This is a genomic window from Novosphingobium percolationis (assembly GCF_020179425.1).
In the GTDB taxonomy this organism is placed as follows: domain Bacteria; phylum Pseudomonadota; class Alphaproteobacteria; order Sphingomonadales; family Sphingomonadaceae; genus Novosphingobium; species Novosphingobium percolationis.
In genome coordinates, this window is record NZ_JAILYM010000002.1 from 725488 (window position 1) to 744056 (window position 18569).

Sequence of the window (18569 nt, forward strand, 5' to 3'; positions counted from 1 at the left end):
CGGCGCGATGTACGACGACTTCTACCAGCTGACCGGTAGGCCGTTCCAGCTAACCCCCGATCCGCAATTCTATTTCGAGAGCGTGACGCATCGCAAGGCGCTGTCCTATCTCGGCTATGGCCTGGCGCAGGGAGAGGGCTTCATCGTCATCACCGGTGAGGTCGGCTCGGGCAAGTCGACGCTGGCCGCGCACCTGATGGCCACGATCGACCGCCAGCGGCTGACCGCGGCGCAGATCGTCACCAGCCGCCTCGACGGCGGGGAACTGGTGCACATGGCCGCGCGCGCCTTCGGGCTGGAGGTGGCGGGCCACGACAAGGCGACGGCGCTCGCCAGCCTCGAAGCCCTGCTCCACGAAGAGGCGCGCGCCGGGCGGCGCTGCCTGCTGGTGGTCGATGAATCGCAGAACCTGTCGGTCGCCGCGCTTGAAGAGCTGCGGATGCTATCGAACTTCCAACTGGGCGCGCATCCGCTGCTGCAGATCCTGATGCTGGGCCAGCCCGAGTTTCGCGGGGTCCTGCAAGGCGCGCCCGAACTGGAGCAGTTGCGCCAGCGCGTGATCGCCTCGCACCATCTCGATGCGATGGAGCCGGGGGAAATCGGGCCTTACGTCGAACACCGCCTCGCCTGCGTCGGATGGCGCGGCAATCCGGCGTTCGATCCGCAGGTCTATGCCGACCTCGCCACCGCGAGCGGCGGGATTCCGCGCCGGATCAACCAGATCGTCAATCGCCTGCTGCTGATGGGCGCGGTCGAGCAGCGCACGCGCCTGGATGCCGCGATGTTGCAGGACGTGCTGGCCGATCTCGACAGCGACGGCGGCTTCGGCACCGCGCAGGCGCGGCCCGCGCCCATTCCGAACCCCGCGCCCGCGCAACCGGGCGTGCAAGCGGCGCCCCGGCCCGCGCCCGTGTTCCGCCCGATGGCGGTGGCGGCCCCTGTCGAACCGACGATCGACCTCGCCACGTTCGAGCGCGAACTGGCCCGGCGCGACGAGCAGATCGCCGAATTGCAGCAGGCCGTCATCGAACTCTCGGACCAGCGCGCCGCCGTGCCCGCGGCCCCAGCCGAGGACGATGCCGAAGAGGATCGCGCGCTGATGGCGGCGCTGGCCGAGCGCATCACGTTGCTGGCCGAACGCCTGCTGGCGCTCGAAGGGCGCAGCGGCGAACAGGAGCAGGCGCTGCGGCACGTGCTGGCCATGCTGATCGAATGGATCGAAGGCGAAGGACAGCAGCGCGCTGCTGCCTGATCCCCGCGTGACCCGGTTTCCAGTCCCCGTGTTCGGAGAGACCCACGTGATCAACGGCATGTCGGTCGATGTCGAGGACTGGTTCCAGGTCGGCGCGTTCGAGAAGACCATCGCCCGCGCGCAGTGGGACGGGCTGGAACGCCGGGTCGAACGCAATTGCGACGCGATCCTCGGCCTGTTCGCCGATACGGGCATCAAGGCCACCTTCTTCACGCTCGGCTGGGTGGCGCAGCGCCATCCGGCGATGATGCGGCGGATAGCGCAACAGGGGCACGAGATCGCCAGCCACGGCTGGGACCATGCCCGCGTGTTCACGCTGGGGCGTGAAGCCTTCGCGCTCGACATCGCGCGCACGCGCGGCGTGCTTGAGGATGCGACCGGCTGCGCCGTCACCGGCTATCGCGCGCCCAGCTTCTCGATCGACGCGCGCACGCCCTGGGCGCACGAAGTGCTGGCCGAACACGGCTATGCCTATTCCTCCAGCGTCGCCCCGATCGCGCACGATCACTACGGCTGGCGCGAGGCGCCGCGCTTTGCCTTCCGCCCGGTGTCCGGTGCCGGGCTGGTGGAAGTGCCGGTGACGACGGCGGAACTGGCCGGGCGGCGCATGGCGGCGGGCGGCGGCGGGTTCTTCCGCCTGCTGCCCTACGGCGTGTCGCGCTGGGCGATCCGGCAGGTCAACCACCGTGAGGGGCGCCCGGCGGCGTTCTACTTCCACCCGTGGGAGATCGATTCCGCCCAGCCGCGACGGAAGGACGCGCCGCTGCGTTCGCGCCTGCGGCACTACACCAATCTGTCGGTCATGGCGGGCAAGCTGCGCCGATTGCTGGGCGATTTCGCGTGGGGACGCATGGACGAGGTCGTGGCGCGCGAAGCGGCGCGGTTGGGCTAGGGGCATGGCCGGGCGAATCACCGTGCGCGCGGCTGGCCCCGGCGACGCAGGCGTCCTGATGGCGCTCGCAGCCGGGCCGGATGCCAGCGCCTTCCACCGCCCGGAATGGCAGGCGGCGGTGGAACGCGCGACCGGGCACGAGGCCGTGACCCTGCTGGCCGAACAGGCGGGGCAGGCCATCGCCGCGCTACCGCTCCATGTCGTGCATTCGCCGCTGTTCGGGCGTGCGCTGGTCTCCACCGGCTTTGCCGTCGGCGGTGGCATGATCGGTGCCGAGGCGGCGGCGCAATCGCTCTATGATGCCGCCTGCGAACTAGCGGTGCGGCGCCATTGCCCCACGCTGGAACTACGCGGCGGGCCGCTGCCGGTGGGCGAAGGCTGGCACGTCAAGACCGACAGCCACGCCGGGTTCGTCGCGCCGCTCGCCACTGACGACGAGGCGCAACTGCTGGCCGTGCCGCGCAAGCAGCGCGCCGAAGTGCGCAAGGGGCTGGCGCATGGCATGGAGGTGCGCGTCGGCACCGACGCGCAGGATCGGTCGATGCACTATCGCGTCTATGCCGAATCGGTTCGCAACCTCGGCACCCCGGTGTTCCCGCGCGCGCTGTTCGATGCGGTGCTCAATGGCTTCGGCGCGGATGCGGACATACTGACGGTGCTGCACGAAGGCGCGCCGGTGGCGAGTGTGCTGAGCCTTTATCATCAGGGCGCCGTCCTGCCGTATTGGGGCGGTGGCGTTCATGCCGCGCGGGCGCTACGGGCAAACGACGTGATGTACCATGCGCTGATGAACCACGCGCGCCGACGCGGCTGCGATCGTTTCGACTTCGGGCGCTCGAAGGTCGATAGCGGCGCCTACCACTTCAAGCGCAACTGGGGGTTTTCGCCCCAGCCGCTCGCCTATGCGCACTGGACTGCCGATGGCGCGGCCCCGCGCGACGTCAATCCGCTGAGCCCGCGCTATCAGGCGCGGATCGCGCTGTGGCGAAAGCTGCCGCTGGGTTTCGCCAACCGGATCGGCCCATGGATCGCGCGGGGGCTTGCGTGATGGTGCCGGCATGAGCGAAGTCCTGTTCCTCGCCCATCGCGTGCCGTTTCCGCCCGATCGCGGCGACCGCATCCGTTCCTCGCACCTGCTGCGCCGGATCGCGGAGGCCGCCCCGGTTCACTTCGGCTGCCTGCTGGAAGACGAGCGTGATCAGGCCGCATTGCCCGCGATCGAGGCGCTGTGCGTCAGCCACCACTGCGCCGCTCGCCCGCCGCTGGGGCGCGCAGGCCTTGCCGCGCTGGCTCGCCGCCAGCCCGTCAGCGTCGCCGCGTTCGCCGCGCCCTCCCTGCGCGACTATGTCGCGCGGACGCTGCGCGAACGCCCGATTTCCGCGATCTTCGTGTTTTCCGGGCAGATGGCGCCCTATGTGCCCAGGAACTTTGCCGGGCGCGTGGTGATGGACTTCGTCGATGTCGATTCGGCCAAGTACGAAGCCTATGCGCAGACCGCCGGGCAGTCGCGCCGCTGGCTCTACGCGCGCGAGGCACGTCTGTTGCGCGCCCTGGAGGAGCGGGTCGCCCGCCGCGCCGATCTCTCGCTATTCGTCAGTGTCGAGGAGTGCGACCTTTTCGCCTCGCGCCTTGGATCGCGTGATGACGTGGCGTTGCAGGCCCTGGGCAATGGGATCGATGCCGTCGCCTTCGATCCTTCGGGCGTCGTCCCTGTGGCAGAGCTGGCGGGTGCTGGCCCGCACATCGTGTTCACCGGGCAGATGGACTATCCGCCGAACGTCGAGGCTGTGACCCTGTTCGCGCGCGACGTCATGCCGCGCATCCGTGCGGCCCATCCGCACGCCGTGTTCTCCATCGTCGGCCGGGCGCCGACCGTTGCCGTGCGGGCGCTGGCGAAGGAAGACGTGCGCGTGACCGGCGAAGTGCCCGACGTGCGCCCCTGGCTTGCCGGCGCCGACCTCGTGGTCGCACCGCTGACGATCGCGCGCGGGGTGCAGAACAAGGTGCTGGAAGCCATGGCCATGGCGCGCCCGGTGCTGCTCAGCCGCGGTGCCGCGACCGGGATCGCCGCGCGCGACGGCGAGCATTTCGTCATTGCCGACGGGGCGCAGGCCTTCGGCACGCGCGCGCTCGATCTGCTCGGCCATGCGCCGGTGCGCCGCGCGATGGGCGATGCGGCGCGCGGTTTCGTGCTGGAAAATCACGCCTGGGATCGTGTGCTGGCGCCGTTGCCGCGCATGCTGGGGCTGCCCGCATGACCGCGACGACACCTGCTGCCTGGGACGCTTCGCGCCTGCCCGCACCGTGGCGCCGCCCGCTGCTGGCGCTGCTGCTTGCCTGGGGGGCGCTGGCGACGGTGTTCTTCCGCGATCTGGCCGACATGGCGGGGCAGTGGTGGAACTCGTCCACTTACAACCACGTCCTGCTGGTGCCCGCGATCCTCGCCTGGCTGGTCGCGCAGCGTTGGCCCGAGCTGCGCAAGCTGACCCCTTGTGGCTGCTGGTCGGCGCTGCTGCCCTTCACCGGCGGTGCGCTGCTGTGGATGCTGGGGGATTTCTCCGGCTTCTCGCTCGCGCGCCAACTGGGCCTGGTGGTGATGATGCAGGCAGCGGTGCCCGCGCTGCTCGGCTCACGCGTGGCGGCGGGGCTGCTGTTCCCGATCGCCTACATGCTGTTCCTCGTGCCCTTCGGCGACGAGCTGATCCCGACGCTGCAACTCGTCACAGCGCGCCTGGCCATGACGCTGCTGTCGGTGGCGGGCGGCCCGGCGGCACTTGACGGCGTGTTCATCACCACGCCTGCCGGGTATTTCGAGGTTGCCGAGGCCTGTTCGGGCGTCAAGTTCCTGATCGCCATGGTCGCGTATGGCGCGCTCGTCGCCAACGTCTGCTTCCGCTCGTGGAAGCGTCGCACAGCGTTCCTGCTGCTGTCGCTGGCCGTGCCCGTGCTGGCCAATGGCGTGCGCGCGTGGGGGACGATCTGGCTCGCCGGGATCTTCGGCATGAAGTTCGCCGCCGGGTTCGATCACGTGTTCTACGGTTGGGTGTTCTTCGCCATCGTCATGGCGGTGACCATGGCGGCGGGCTGGCGCTTCTTCGATCGCGCGGTGGACGATCGGTTCATCGACGCACAGGCGTTGATGCGCTCGCCCCTGCTCGAACGCTTCGCGCTCTGGCGCCTGCCGATGCCGGCGGCATTGTTCGGGATGGCCGCGATCCTCGCGCTGATGCTCGCGTGGGACGCGGCGGCCGGGCGCGTCGAGGCGAGCCTTCCGCCGCGCATCGTCCTGCCCGACGTGCCGGGCTGGCATCGCATCGACCTGACCCCGCAAGTGCCCTGGCGTCCGCTTCACGGGGGGGCAGACCAGCGCCTGTTCGGCCGCTATGCCGATGCGCAGGGCCATGTCGTCGACGTTTCCTACGCGCTCTATTCCGCGCAAGTGGAAGGGCGCGAGGCTGGGGGCTTCGGCCAGGGCGCGCAGCCGCTCGGCAGCGCCTGGGCGTGGGAAGGGGCTGGCCCTGCCTTCGCCGATGCGCGCGCCGACCTGATCCAGGCCCCTGGCCCGGTCCACCGGCTCGCCGTGACGCGCTATCGTGTCGGCGACCTCGTGACCGGCAGCAATGCCCGGCTGAAGCTCGCCGCCATGCGCGACCGCCTGCTGTTGCAGGCCGAGCCGACCTCGGTGCTGATCCTGTCGAGCGAGGACGACGTGACCGGTGCATCGGTCCGCGCGTTCGAGCAGGCCCTGGGCGATGTGCCAGCATGGATGGATCGCATCGGGCAGGAGCGCTAAGGCGATGTGCGGCATTGCCGGGATCTTTCACACCGAGGGGCTGAAGCCGGTCGACCCCGCGCGCGTGACCGCCATGTGCGATGCGCTGGCGCATCGCGGGCCCGATGGCGAAGGGGTGTGGACCGCACCGGGCGTCGGCCTCGGGCATCGCCGCCTGGCGATCATCGACCTTGCCGGATCGCCCCAGCCGATGGCGTCGAGCGACGGCGCCGCGATGCTGGTGTTCAACGGCGAGATCTACAACTTCCGCGAACTCCGCCGCGAACTGGCAGCACAGGGCGCGCGGTTCCGCACCGATGGCGACAGCGAGGTGATCCTCGCCGCCTGGCAACGCTGGGGCGTGGATTGCCTGCCGCGCCTCAATGGCATGTTCGCCTTCGCGCTCTATGATCTGCGCGCGCGCACGCTGCTGCTCGCGCGCGACCGGCTGGGGGTGAAGCCGCTGTTCACGGCAACGCTCAGCGATGGAGCTGTGATCTTCGGCTCCGAACTGAAAGCGCTGCTGGCGCATCCGGGCCTCAGGCGCGAGATCGACCCGCTGGCGGTCGAGGACTACCTGACGTGGGGCTACGTCCCCGATCACGCCGCGATCCTCAAGGGCGTGGAGAAACTGCCCGCCGGGCACTACCGCCTGCTGCGCCACGATGCCGCGCCGCCAGCGTCGGTGCAATGGTGGGACGTGTCGTTCGCCGAACGCGAGCGGGGCAGCGAGGCCGACCTTGGCGTCCACCTGCTCCACCGCCTGCGCGAAGGCGTGACCTCGCGCATGGAGGCCGACGTGCCGCTGTGCGCGTTCCTTTCGGGCGGTGTGGACAGTTCGACCGTGGTGGCACTGATGGCCGAGGCGAGCACGGCCCCGGTCAAGACCTGTTCGATCGGCTTCGACGTGGCCGCCCTCGACGAGACCAGCTACGCCGAGAAGGTCGCCCGCCGCTTCCACACAGAACACCACGCGCGCACCGTCGGCGCGGACGATTATGCGCTCGTCGACCGGCTGGCGGGCATGTTCGACGAGCCCTTCGCCGATGCTTCGGCACTACCCACGTTCCGCGTCTGCGAACTGGCGCGCCAGCACGTCACCGTCGCGCTGTCGGGCGACGGTGCGGACGAGGCCTTTGCCGGATATCGCCGCCAGGTGTTCCACCATCGCGAGGAGCAGGTGCGCGGCCTGCTGCCCGCCGCTTTGCGCCAGCCGCTGTTCGGCGGGCTGGGCGCGCTCTACCCGCGCATGGACTTCGCGCCGCGCCCCTTACGGGCGAAGGCGACCCTGCTCAGCCTCGCCCGCAGCGGCGAGGAAGGCTATGCCCGCGCGCTGGCCGTCACGAGCGAGGAACAGCGCGCGGCGCTCTATTCGTCCGATTTCCTGCGCCTGCGCGGGGATTACCGGGCCGAACAGCCCTTCATCGCCCTGATGCGCAACGCGCCCGCGCGCAGCGGGCTCGACCGCGCGCAATATGCTGACCTGAAATTCTACCTGCCGGGAGATATCCTGACCAAGGTCGACCGCACCAGCATGGCGGTCAGCCTCGAAGCGCGCGAGCCGCTGCTCGATCATCGCCTGATCGAATTCGGTGCGCGCCTGCCCGAACGGATGCGGGTGCGCGGGGCCACCGGCAAGTACCTGATGAAACAGGCAATGCGGCGCAGCCTGCCTGACGATGTGCTGTTTCGCCCGAAGATGGGCTTCGTCACGCCGATCGCGCAATGGCTGCGCGGTCCGCTGGCGGCAGAGGCGCGCGCCGTGGCGGACGGCGCGGTGCTGGCGCGGACCGGCTGGTTCGATGCTGCGGCATTGCGGACCATCGCGGAGAGCCACATCGCGGGCGTGGCCGACCACAGCCGCCTGCTGTGGCAACTGGTCATGCTCGACCGGAGTCTCGCCAAGTTGTTGTAGGCCTTGCCGGATCATGGTTGACGGGCGGTAACCGGGGTAAGGGGATATCAACCATTTCGGACTAGCCCCGTCGCAGAAGCCACAATTCGCGACGGTCCATGCGCCAGTTCCTGCGTTCCACACTCGGCATAGCCATGCTCGCCAGCCTCGCCCTCTGGGCGGCGGGGCTGAGCGACGTTGTCGGGCACATGTACTGGAACAACGTATTCAAGCTGGCGAACCGTCCGGTAAATCAGCCTGTTGTGGTGATTTCACTCGACGACATCGCCCAACTCGGGACTGAGCATGAAGCAAGGCTGCTGAATCTCGTGCGACGCGAGATGCCTAAGCGAGTCTTTTTCGATGCGCGAATTCCTGCGGGGACAGATGTGTCTGGTGATCGCGATTTGCGTGATGCCGTCCATTCGTTCGGTCGCGATGTGTCGTTCATCGTGCGGGCTGCGAAGCCGGATCGTTTTGACCGGGCCATGTTCAGCTTTCCGCCCAAAGCGATCGTCGGAGATAGTCGGATTCTCGTCTCGGCCTGGAACAGCAACTTTCTTTATCGGGTCGAATCTGCACCTTACTCGGTGAATATCGACGGCGCGCGATTTTCCACCGTCAGCACTGCCCTGAGTGATCGGTCAAGCGGGTGGCAGTCGGTCTATTACCCTGACTTCACGCTTGATCCGACTTCGATCCGCCGTGTTAGTTCGGCTGACATATTTGCCCACAGGCTTGAACCTGGCGCGCTGACCGGAAAATCCGTCATTCTTTCGACCTCGGGGCAGGCGCCTTTCATGGGGTATTTCGGCCATGAAATGGTCGAACCCGTGGCTTTCGACATCGCCGGAGCAGAGGCTCTCCGCCGCCCGATATCGTTGAATATCACATTCATTCCGCTCCTTGCACTTGTGATTGTCGGAATGAGGCTGATCGCGCGGCTTCGCGCGCGCCGTGCCCGGCTTCTCGCGTATAGCGCAGTGTTGGCAATGATGCTGCTATTGCCCTTCATGGCTCGTAGTTACGGGGTCGTGACGTACCCCGACGTGCCGTTGCTCGTGTTAGGAATATTCGGTGCGATCCGCTTGTGGCAATTGCGCACAAGGCGGATCCAGCACACGTCCCTGTCTGGTCTGCCGAACCTTGTCGCCCTTTCGTCACAGCCGCTTGGCGTGGGGCGCGACGTGGTGGTCGTGGTGGTTGCGCGGTTCGAAGAGATGCTCGCGACGCTGCCGCGCGACCTGCACGGCGAGTTTTCACGGCAGATCGCGCGTCGCCTTTCAGTCGGGTCGGGATCGAACGAAATATTCCACGGTGAGGGCGGGCATTTCGCCTGGACTGAGGAGGCCCGTCCGCTTGAAATGCAACTGGGGCACCTTGAAGGGCTGCGCGCGCTGTTTTCCGCCCCGCTGCAAATCGGGCCGCATACCTTCGATACCAACATTCATTTCGGGCTCGACCGCAATGAAGGGGGCGATGCCTCGACCCGCGTCAATTCGGCACTCGCCAGCGCGAACGAGGCGCTGGGCAACGGGCGCTCCATCGAACTGTTCGAATCGCAACGCCTTGCCGAAGCCCCGTGGGAGCTTTCGCTGCATGCCCGGATCGAGGAAGGCCTGCGCAACGGCGAGATCTGGATGGCCTATCAGCCGCAGTGGGATTTTGGCGAAAACCGGATCAGCGGTGCCGAAGCGCTGATTCGCTGGAATCACCCGACGCGCGGGCCGATCGCGCCCGATGCCTTCATCCTCCAGGCCGAGCGGGCAGGGCGTATCGACACGCTGACCTACTGGGTGCTCGAGCAGGCCATCGCCGCTGCGCTGGAACTCAATGCGCTGGGCCCGCGCTTCCAGATGAGCATCAACTTGTCGGCGCAGATGGTCGACAAGGCTGACCTCGTGACCAATTTCGCCGAGATCGTGCGTCGTCGCGGGATCGATCCGACCTTGCTGACCGTCGAGGTGACGGAGACATCGAGCGTGCGCAACCGGCCCGCCGCGTGTCACAACCTCACCCAGTTGCGCGCAATGGGCTTCCGCCTGTCGATCGATGACTTTGGCACCGGGGAGGCAAGCCTTGCCTACCTGTCGGAACTGCCCAGCGACGAATTGAAGCTCGACCGGCGCTTCATCGGCAGGTTGCTGACCAGCGACCGGGACCGTGCCATTGTTACCAGCACAATCGGGCTTGCCCACGCGTTGAATCAATCGGTGGTGGCTGAAGGGATCGAGGATGCGGCTACCTTTGCCGTGCTGCGCGACCTCGGCTGCGATCATGCACAAGGCTACTACCTCGGCAAGCCACAGCCGTTTACCATATTCATCGAGGATTACCGCCGCACGCGCGATCCTGCACGGGGAGTCGTTTAGGGATTGTTAACCATATCCGGTAATGGTAATCGGGCCTCACCCAACGTGGATGGAGGCTTTGATGCTTTGGTGGCTTTTCCGTGGCGATGGCAGCGCTAAGTAAGCGCAGCCGAAACGTCACATCACAGAATAGAAAAGCCCGGAGCCTAGCTCCGGGCTTTTTCATTTGAGCGCTGAAATTTCAGTGGTTTGAGCCGCTTTTTTGGTGTCTGCAGCGTCAATCTTCGCCGTGGCCCAGCGCCAGGTAGTCCTGGCTCTGCATCTCCATCAGGCGGCTGACCGTGCGGTCGAAGGCGAATCGGCCTTCGTCGTCTCCACGCCCACGCGAATCGTAAAGGTTAACGGGGTCGGCCGCTGCGGTGGCGATCAGCTTTACCTTGTGCTCGTATAGCGCGTCGATCAGCGTGATGAATCGCATCGTCTCGTTGCGCACTTCGGCGCCCAAGCGCGGAATCGCGACCACGATCACCGTGTGGTAATGGCGCGCGATCGCGAGGTAGTCGATCGCGCCGCGCGCTTCGGCGCACAGGCGCTTGAAGCTGAACACGGCCACGCCCTTCAGGCTCTTGGGCACGTGCATCGTGCGGCCCACGCCCACGTCGAGTTCGGCGCTGGGCACGTGCGCGCTGTCCTCCGGCGGGTAGTCGGTCAGCCGGAAGAACGCCTCACGCACCGCCTCGGTCGATTCAGGTCCGATCGGCACGTGCCAGGTGCCAAGGCCGCGCATGCGCTCCATGCGGTAGTCGACCGGGCCATTCAGCGTCAGCACGTCGAGCCGCTGTTCGACCAGCGCGATGAAGGGCAGGAAGTGCTCGCGGTTCAGCCCGTCCTTGTAGAGCTGATTCGGCGCGCGGTTCGATGTGGTCACGATCACCATGCCATGTTCGACGATCAGCGCGGTGAACAACCGGCTCATGATCATGGCGTCGGCGCTGTTGTTGACGACCATCTCGTCGAAGCACAGCACGCGCGTTTCGGCGGCGATCCCGGCGGCCACGGGCAGGATCGGGTCGCCGCTTTCCTTCTTGCGCTCCTCGCGCAGGCGCGCGTGGACGTCGAGCATGAACTCGTGGAAGTGCGCGCGGCGCTTGGGCCCGACGTTCAGGTTGTCGTGGAACAGGTCCATCAGCATGGACTTGCCGCGCCCGACATCGCCCCACATGTAGATGCCGCGCGGGGGCGGGGCCTGCTTCTTGCCGAACAGCCTGCCGATCAGCCCGCTGGCAGGCGCCGGGCGCTCCAGTTCCTGCTGCAACTGGTCGAGCCGCTGGGCGGCGGCGGCTTGTTCGGGATCGGGGCGCAACTCACCGGCTGCGACCAACTCGGCATAGCGTGCGGCAACGCTGGGCATCAGCGGGAGGGCTTGCGGATCGTGCCGTTGAACGCAGCGATCGTGTCGTCGCCCTGTTCGACCAGCCCGCGCAGGAAGACGAGGCGCCTGGTTTCGCGCAGCACTTCGACGACCGCATCGAGCGGTTCACCGAGGCGCCCTGCGCCGATGAACTGGGTCGAAAGGTCAAGCGTCACGGACCCTGCGGCATTGCCGTCGAGGATCAGGCGCATCCCGGTGAAGAGCGCAACGTCGATCAGCGCCAGCGTCGCGCCGCCGTGAACGGCATCGAGCAGGTTGGAATGCTTGCGCTCGGGAAACATCCGTAGGCGCGCGCGGCTCTTGCCGTCGGGGCCATCTTCGAGCCGAGCGACCAGCTTGCCGATCGCCATGGCGTTGAAGCGGGTCTGGTCGGTCAGGTCCCAAGTGAGCCAGCCCGGATGTTCGGGGCTGGGCTCGACCCGGAAACCTGACATCATTTCGGCCATCACGCTTTCCGACATCACGCGTCGATCAGATCGCGCGTTCGGCCTGCATCTTCTTGATCTCGGCGATCGCGCGCGCCGGCGACAGGCCCTTGGGGCAGACGTTGGCGCAGTTCATGATCGTGTGGCAGCGATAGAGGCGGAAGGGATCTTCCAACTCATCGAGGCGCTCGCCGGTCATCTCGTCGCGGCTGTCGGCCAGCCAGCGATAGGCCTGGAGCAGGATCGCCGGGCCGAGGAACTTGTCGCTGTTCCACCAGTAGCTGGGGCACGAGGTGCTGCAGCAGGCGCACAGGATGCACTCGTACAGGCCGTCGAGCTTTTCCCGCTGTTCGGGCGACTGCAGGCGCTCCTTGCCCGAAGGCGTGGGCGACACGGTCTGCAGCCAGGGGCGGATCGAGGCGTACTGCGCGTAGAAGTGGGTGAAATCGGGGACGAGGTCCTTGATCACTTCCATGTGCGGCAGCGGCGTGATGCGCACGTCGCCCGAAAGGTCTTCGATCGCGGTGGTGCAGGCAAGGCCGTTGCGGCCGTTCATGTTCATCGCGCACGAGCCGCAGATGCCTTCGCGGCACGACCGGCGGAAGGTGAGCGTGGGGTCCTGTTCGCCCTTCATCTTGATGAGCGCGTCGAGCACCATCGGGCCGCACTGGTCGAGATCGATCTCGAACGTGTCGTAGCGCGGGTTCTCGCCGCTGTCGGGGTCGTAACGGTAGACCTTGAACTTCCGGATGCGACCATTGGTGGCCGCGGCGTGGTGACGCGACTTGCCGGTGATCTTGGAATTCTTCGGAAGCGTGAAGGTCGCCATGAACGTGTTCCCTGATGCGCTGATCGAGTCGTCCTTAGCGAATGCTCGGCGCGGGGCAAGTGGTCACGAAGGCAGGAGCAAGCGGTCAGAGCGTGGTGTTGCCGGCCGTGGTGTCGGCGCCGCCAGAGATGCTCATGCCCGACGAGACGCGGGTGAAGGTGGCGGACAGCGCCGTGCCGAGGGTGTCCATCGCGGTGATGGCGGCGACGGCGATGAGCGCGGCGATGAGCGCGTATTCGATCGCGGTGGCGGCGGTGGTGTCGGTCAGCAAGGCTTTGATCTTGGTCATGGTGGCGGCCCAAAGGTTGCGAAGGTCACGCGTGTGGCGACTGCCATGTGTCCAAGGTGTGAAAATAATATAACAATAGTTAGGTGAATCGACTTTCATCATGAAGGGTTGCTTGCCGGCGCCCTACGCGCATTGTCGTAGCCCGGACACAAGAGGGGAGCGGAGCATGGCTGGGGGTTGGTGGGACAGGAACGTGGTGCCGCGGTTGATCCGCTGCGCCTGCGCGGCGCCAGGGATCATGGACCTGCGCGCGAAAGTTGTGCCACAGGCCCGCGGCGCCGTGTTCGAACTGGGGTGCGGGGGAGGCCTGAACCAGCGGTTCTACGACACGCAGTCCGTGACGAGCTTTGCGGGCCTCGATCCCTCGCCGATGGGGCTGGAGCAGGCGCGCGGCGAGGCGGCGCGCAAGGGTTGGCAGGCCGACCTGCGGGAGGGGCTGGGCGAAGCGATCCCGTTCGAGGATGCGCGCTTCGATACGGCAGTGTGCACTTACACGCTGTGTTCAGTGCACCAGCCCGAGCGCGTGCTGGCCGAACTGGCGCGGGTGCTGAAACCGGGCGGCACGCTGCTGTTCCTGGAGCACGGCGCGGCACCCGATGATGGCGTGGCAAAGTGGCAGGGACGGATCGAGCCGCTGTGGACGCGCATGATGGGTGGATGCCACCTGACGCGGCCCGTGACATCGAGCGTGGCGCGCGCCGGATTCGCGGTCTCGCCGCAAGGGCAGGGCTACATGGCGAAGACGCCGCGCTTTGCCGGGTGGATGGAATGGGGCGCGGCGGTGCGGCCGGGGTAGAGGATGGCGCTCGTTGCGAGCAGGACGCCCTTCGGGCGGCGTTCTTGTTGCCGGGTGTGTCGGGGATGAAGGGGCGTGTCGGTTAGCGTGGTGTTGCTGTTGCTGTTGTCGGTGCTGCAGCCCACCCCGCTGCGACCAATTCCGACTTCGGCTTCATAAGTCTCGCGCCCCTAACGCTTGCGGGAGGGGGTTTTGCGCTGCCCTAGCTGGAACGAAAAACCCCGCCGGTGCGACCGGCGGGGTTCTTGCGTTTCACAGCAGGCTTGCGGCGATCATTCGCCGAACGTGCGCTGCCACCAGCCGCGACGCGGGCTTGCACCTTCGCCGCCTTCGGCCTCTGCCGTCGCGTCCGCTGCAGGCTCTGCCGCAGGTTCGGCGACCGGCGCAGCGTCCGCTTCCGGTGCCGCTTCGGCGATCACGGGCGCTTCGGCGGCGACGGTGTCGGCCTTCTTGCGACGCGTGCGCTTGGGCTTGGCGGGCGCTTCAGCGGCGGGTGCCTCTTCGGCCACGGGCGCTTCGGCCACGGGCGCGGCTTCGGTTTCCGCCACGACGTCGGCCTTCTTGCGGCGGGTGCGCTTGGGCTTTGCGGGGGCTTCCTCGGCCGGGGCTTCGGCAGCGGGTGCCGCTTCGGCAACCGGAGCTTCGGCTTCGGGCGCGGCTTCGGCGACGGTGTCAGCCTTCTTGCGACGGGTGCGCTTGGGCTTTGCCGGAGCTTCGGCGGCCGGGGCTTCCGGAGTCGCAGCTTCGTCGGCCGGGGCGTCCTGCGCCGGAGCATCGGCAACGGCGACTTCGGCAACCGGAGCTTCCGCCCCTGCGTCCGCGGCTTCGCCTTCGGCCTGTTCGCCCGCTTCGCCTTCACCGTTCAGATCGCCTTCGCGGCCACCGCGACGGCGACGGCTGCGACGACGACGACGGCGACCGCCGCGTTCCTCGTTGCCGTCTTCACCGCCTTCGGCGTTCCCGGTGTCGTCGTTACCGCCTTCCGCAGTGTCGACCGTAACGGCTTCGCCTTCGGCTTCGGCATCGGTATCGGCTTCATCCGAGCCTTCGCCGTCGTTGGCGCCGCCTTCGGCACCTTCGTCGTCACGACGATCGCGGCCACGACCCCGACGGCGCTTGCGGCGCTTGCGGCGCGAGCCGTCGCGGCCGTCGTCGTCGCCATCGCGCGCTTCGCGGCCGGCATTGCGCCCAGCTTCACGACCGCCTTCGCCGCGCTCTTCGACGGCTTCGTCCTCGGCGTCGAACTCGTCCTCGACGTCGTCCTCATCGTCTTCGACCAGTTCGACGATCGGGGCGAACTTGGGCACGAATTCGGGGCGCGGCCCGCGCGAGGCGACGCGCATCTTTGCGCCTTCGTTCTCGCCTTCGGGAATCACTTCGACGGCGACGCCATAGCGGTCCTCGATCTCGGCCAGATCGGTGCGCTTGGCGTTGAGGACGTAGATCGCCGCTTCCTGGCTGGCATAGAGCGTGACGACGTTGCCCTTGCCCTTGGCGGCTTCGTCCTCGATCATGCGAAGCGCGGACAGGCCGGCCGACGAGGCGGTGCGGACGAGGCCCGAACCATCGCAGTGCGGGCAGGCGCGGGTGGTGGCTTCGAGCACGCCGGTGCGCAGGCGCTGGCGGCTCATCTCCATCAGGCCGAAGCCCGAGATGCGGCCGACCTGGATGCGCGCGCGGTCGTTCTTGAGCGCGTCCTTCATCGCCTTTTCGACCTTACGGATGTTCGATCCGTATTCCATGTCGATGAAGTCGATGACCACGAGGCCGGCCATGTCGCGCAGGCGCAGCTGGCGGGCGATTTCGCGCGCGGCTTCGAGGTTGGTGGCAACCGCGGTCTGTTCGATGCCGTGTTCCTTGGTGGAACGGCCCGAGTTGATGTCGATCGACACCAGCGCCTCGGTCGGGTTGATGACGAGATAGCCGCCCGACTTGAGCTGCACGACCGGATCATACATCGCGGTCAGCTGGTCCTCGGCGCCATAGCGCTGGAACAGCGGCACCGGATCGGCATACTGCTTCACCCGCTTGGCGTGGCTGGGCATCAGCAGCTTCATGAAGTCCTTGGCCGCGCGATAGCCGTATTCGCCTTCGACGACGACTTCCTCGATCTCGCGATTGTAGATGTCGCGGATCGCGCGCTTGACCAGATCGCTGTCCGAATGGATCAGCGCGGGCGCGCTGGAATGCAGCGTGCGCTCGCGGATCTCGTCCCACAGGCGGGCGAGGTAGTCGAAGTCGCGCTTGATCTCGGGCTTGGTGCGCTGGAGCCCTGCGGTGCGGACGATGCAGCTCATCGAGCGGGGCAGTTCCAGCTCGGAAATGATCGTCTTGAGGCGCTTGCGGTCGGCCGCCGAGTTGATCTTGCGGCTGATGCCGCCGCCATGGCTCGAATTGGGCATGAGCACGCAGTAGCGGCCAGCGAGGCTGAGATAGGTGGTGAGGGCGGCGCCCTTGTTGCCGCGCTCTTCCTTGACGACCTGCACCAGCAGCACCTGGCGGCGCTGGATCACGTCCTGGATCTTGTAGCGACGGCGCAGCGCCATGCGCTTGGCGCGCAGTTCGTCGGCTTCCTTGCCCTGCGCGCGGCCCTGGCGACGGCCACGACGCGGACGGCGCTGGCCGCCTTCATCGCCGTTTTCGTCCGACGCTTCGGCGCCGTCTTCGTTGTCGTGCTCGCCTTCTTCGTCGAAGCCGTTTTCGACGACGCCGCCCTCGATCGTGGCGACATGATCCTTTTCGGAGGTGTCGACTTCGGTCACGCCGCCCGAGAAGTCGCCTTCATCGCCGGATTCGTAGCCGTCTTCGCCTTCGTAGTCGTCGTATTCGGCATCGTCGGCAGCGCGCAGCGCGGCCTCTTCCTCGGCGTGGGCGGCTTCTTCGGCGAGCAGCGCCTCGCGGTCTTCCTTGGGGATCTGGTAGTAATCGGGGTGGATTTCGCTGAACGCGAGGAACCCGTGCCGATTGCCGCCGAAGTCCACAAAGGCCGCCTGCAGCGACGGCTCTACGCGGGTGACCTTGGCGAGGTAGATGTTGCCCTTGATCTGCTTGTGATCGGCAGATTCAAAGTCGAATTCTTCAATACGGTTGCCCTTGAGCACCGCCACCCGGGTTTCTTCCTGGTGGCGCGCATCGATCAGCATACGCGTGGTCATTATGGAGTCTCCAGCCGCGCGGCCGCGGGACGTATCCCGGGAACTGGGCGCGGATCATTGTTGTGGCGCGAAAGGCGCGCGCGCCGACCGGCGGTCGGCGGCAGGGCTTCGCGAATGCGGTGTTGCGGGGGGCAGGCGCGGACGGATCGTCCATGCGCAAGCCGCCCGACGGCGGCAGGTTCGTGTCTGCGGCGATGACGATCGGCAGGAAAGCGCGCGTGCCGACCTGTGCCCGAGCGGCATGGTCCCCAAAGGGAACCTCGCGCTGGACATGGACTCGGCTCATCATCACGGCATCAACCTCTGGCGCGGGAGCGGGCGCGGATGCGCTTGTCTTCTCCCGCAATCTTCGTCGCAAGACATGCGGCGGGCAGTGCCACCTTGTCCGTTCCCTGCCGGTCCCGCGCGCTTGGTTCTTGCGTATCGGGAGGTTCCGGCGGGGCGGGCCTTTGGCCAGCCAGCTTGCGATACTTGGGGTGCTAGCACCGCAATTGCCAAGCGGCAATTAAATTGCGTTGCGGAAGAATGACGGGATTGGAGCGGGTTGTCGGCATCCAGAACAGGCCGGCATAACGGGCTGGACCGGGGACACGCGCGCGTTGCATAGCGCGGGGCGGATGAACGGGCGGGCGATCTTGAAGCAGGCGGCTTTGGCGGTGGGGCTGGCCCTGCCGCTGGTGGCGTTCGCGGCCTTCGGCATGGCGCTGTGGCAGGCGCGGCAGGTGGCGCGCGCGCAGGCCTATGTCGTGCGCGTGCCGCTGCCCGTGCAGGGCGCGCGGCTCGGGCTGCCGCCGATCGAGGGGCCGCAGGATGCCAGCCGCCCGCTGGTGGTGATCGATGCCGGGCATGGCGGGCACGATCCCGGCGCGGCGGGTGCGGATGGCGCGCGGGAAAAGGATGTGACGCTGCTGCTGGCGCGCGCGGTGCGCGATGCGCTGCTGCGCGAAGGGCGCGTGCGCGTGGCGCTGACGCGGGACAGTGACCGCTTTCTGGTGCTGGACGAGCGCGCGGACCTGGCGCGCAGGCTGGGGGCGGACCTGTTCGTTTCGGTCCATGCCGATGCGGCCGACAATGCGCAGGCGAGCGGGGCGACGGTCTATACGCTGTCGGACCGGGGCAGCGATGCCGTGGCCGATGCGGTGGCGCGGCGCGAGAACCGGGCCGACGGGCTGGGCGATGCGGGCGCGGGTGGGGCGTCGGATGCGGTGTCGTCGATCCTCGTCGACCTGTCGCAGAGCGAGATGCGCGCGCGCAGCGCGGCCTTTGCGGGGCTGGTGGTGCGCGAAGGGCAGGGGCGCATCGCCTTCCATGCCGAGCCGCAGCGCGAGGCGGCGTTCGTGGTGCTGAAGTCGCTCGACCTGCCTTCGGCGCTGGTCGAGGCGGGGTATATCAGCAATGCGGGCGATGCGGCGCTGATGGCCGACCCCGCGTGGCGCGCGCGCTTTGCCGAGGTGCTGGCGCGGGCGGTGGGGATTGCGCTCGCCCGGCAGGAGGCGGGCGCGCCCTGACCCCTCGCGAATG

The 18569-nt window shown here is 67.5% G+C and carries 14 protein-coding genes; 9 read left to right on the forward strand and 5 right to left on the reverse strand.

Annotated elements, in window-relative coordinates; all coding sequences use genetic code 11:
• Positions 1-7: 7 nt before the first annotated feature.
• The 7 genes from K3A84_RS07895 (at position 8) to K3A84_RS07925 (ending at position 10182) form a co-directional block, all read left to right on the forward strand.
• Positions 8-1252 carry an XrtA/PEP-CTERM system-associated ATPase gene (locus tag K3A84_RS07895; RefSeq protein WP_225008772.1) on the forward strand — a complete coding sequence of 415 codons (1245 nt, stop codon included), beginning with the start codon at positions 8-10 and terminating at the stop codon, positions 1250-1252.
• Positions 1253-1310: 58 nt separating this feature from the next.
• Positions 1311-2144 carry an XrtA system polysaccharide deacetylase gene (locus K3A84_RS07900; RefSeq protein WP_225008912.1) on the forward strand — a complete coding sequence of 278 codons (834 nt, stop codon included), beginning with the start codon at positions 1311-1313 and terminating at the stop codon, positions 2142-2144.
• 4 nt (positions 2145-2148) lie between these two features.
• Positions 2149-3192: a FemAB family XrtA/PEP-CTERM system-associated protein gene (locus tag K3A84_RS07905; protein WP_404823120.1), complete on the forward strand. Its 1044-nt coding sequence runs from the start codon at positions 2149-2151 to the stop codon at positions 3190-3192.
• A gap of 10 nt (positions 3193-3202) precedes the next feature.
• A complete protein-coding gene (locus K3A84_RS07910) occupies positions 3203-4402 on the forward strand; it encodes a TIGR03087 family PEP-CTERM/XrtA system glycosyltransferase (RefSeq protein WP_225008773.1) in 1200 nt (399 codons plus the stop codon).
• Positions 4399-5937, forward strand: a complete 1539-nt coding sequence (xrtA, locus tag K3A84_RS07915) for an exosortase A (RefSeq protein ID WP_225008774.1) — start codon at positions 4399-4401, stop codon at positions 5935-5937. The genes K3A84_RS07910 and xrtA overlap by 4 nt, the downstream gene beginning before the upstream one ends.
• A gap of 4 nt (positions 5938-5941) precedes the next feature.
• Entirely contained in the window at positions 5942-7831 is a 1890-nt protein-coding gene (locus K3A84_RS07920) for an XrtA/PEP-CTERM system amidotransferase (RefSeq protein ID WP_225008775.1), read from the forward strand.
• 98 nt (positions 7832-7929) lie between these two features.
• Positions 7930-10182 carry an EAL domain-containing protein gene (locus K3A84_RS07925; protein ID WP_225008776.1) on the forward strand — a complete coding sequence of 751 codons (2253 nt, stop codon included), beginning with the start codon at positions 7930-7932 and terminating at the stop codon, positions 10180-10182.
• Between the two features lie 217 nt (positions 10183-10399).
• Here the strand turns inward: K3A84_RS07925 and zapE are convergent, their stop codons facing one another.
• The 4 genes from zapE to K3A84_RS07945 form a co-directional block, all read right to left on the reverse strand.
• Positions 10400-11533, reverse strand: a complete 1134-nt coding sequence (gene zapE, locus K3A84_RS07930) for a cell division protein ZapE (RefSeq protein ID WP_225008777.1) — start codon at positions 11531-11533, stop codon at positions 10400-10402.
• The gene (locus K3A84_RS07935) at positions 11533-11991 is read right to left on the reverse strand and encodes a PaaI family thioesterase (protein ID WP_404823126.1); all 459 of its coding nucleotides are present in this window, start codon (positions 11989-11991) and stop codon (positions 11533-11535) included. The genes zapE and K3A84_RS07935 overlap by 1 nt, the downstream gene beginning before the upstream one ends.
• 34 nt (positions 11992-12025) lie before the next feature.
• Positions 12026-12808, reverse strand: coding sequence for a succinate dehydrogenase iron-sulfur subunit (locus K3A84_RS07940; RefSeq protein ID WP_263626154.1), 783 nt, complete (start codon positions 12806-12808; stop codon positions 12026-12028).
• 85 nt (positions 12809-12893) lie between these two features.
• Positions 12894-13097: a Flp family type IVb pilin gene (locus K3A84_RS07945; RefSeq protein WP_225008779.1), complete on the reverse strand. Its 204-nt coding sequence runs from the start codon at positions 13095-13097 to the stop codon at positions 12894-12896.
• Positions 13098-13263: 166 nt separating this feature from the next.
• Here K3A84_RS07945 and K3A84_RS07950 point away from each other — a divergent pair, with 166 nt between their 5' ends.
• On the forward strand, positions 13264-13893 hold the full coding sequence (locus K3A84_RS07950) for a class I SAM-dependent methyltransferase (protein ID WP_225008780.1): 630 nt from the start codon (positions 13264-13266) through the stop codon (positions 13891-13893).
• A gap of 272 nt (positions 13894-14165) precedes the next feature.
• On the opposite strand, the gene K3A84_RS07955 is transcribed toward K3A84_RS07950, so the two are convergent.
• Positions 14166-17048, reverse strand: a complete 2883-nt coding sequence (locus K3A84_RS07955; protein ID WP_225008781.1) for an Rne/Rng family ribonuclease — start codon at positions 17046-17048, stop codon at positions 14166-14168.
• 635 nt (positions 17049-17683) lie between these two features.
• Between K3A84_RS07955 and K3A84_RS07960 the strand changes: the two genes are divergently transcribed.
• Entirely contained in the window at positions 17684-18556 is an 873-nt protein-coding gene (locus tag K3A84_RS07960; protein WP_225008782.1) for an N-acetylmuramoyl-L-alanine amidase family protein, read from the forward strand.
• Positions 18557-18569: the final 13 nt, after the last annotated feature.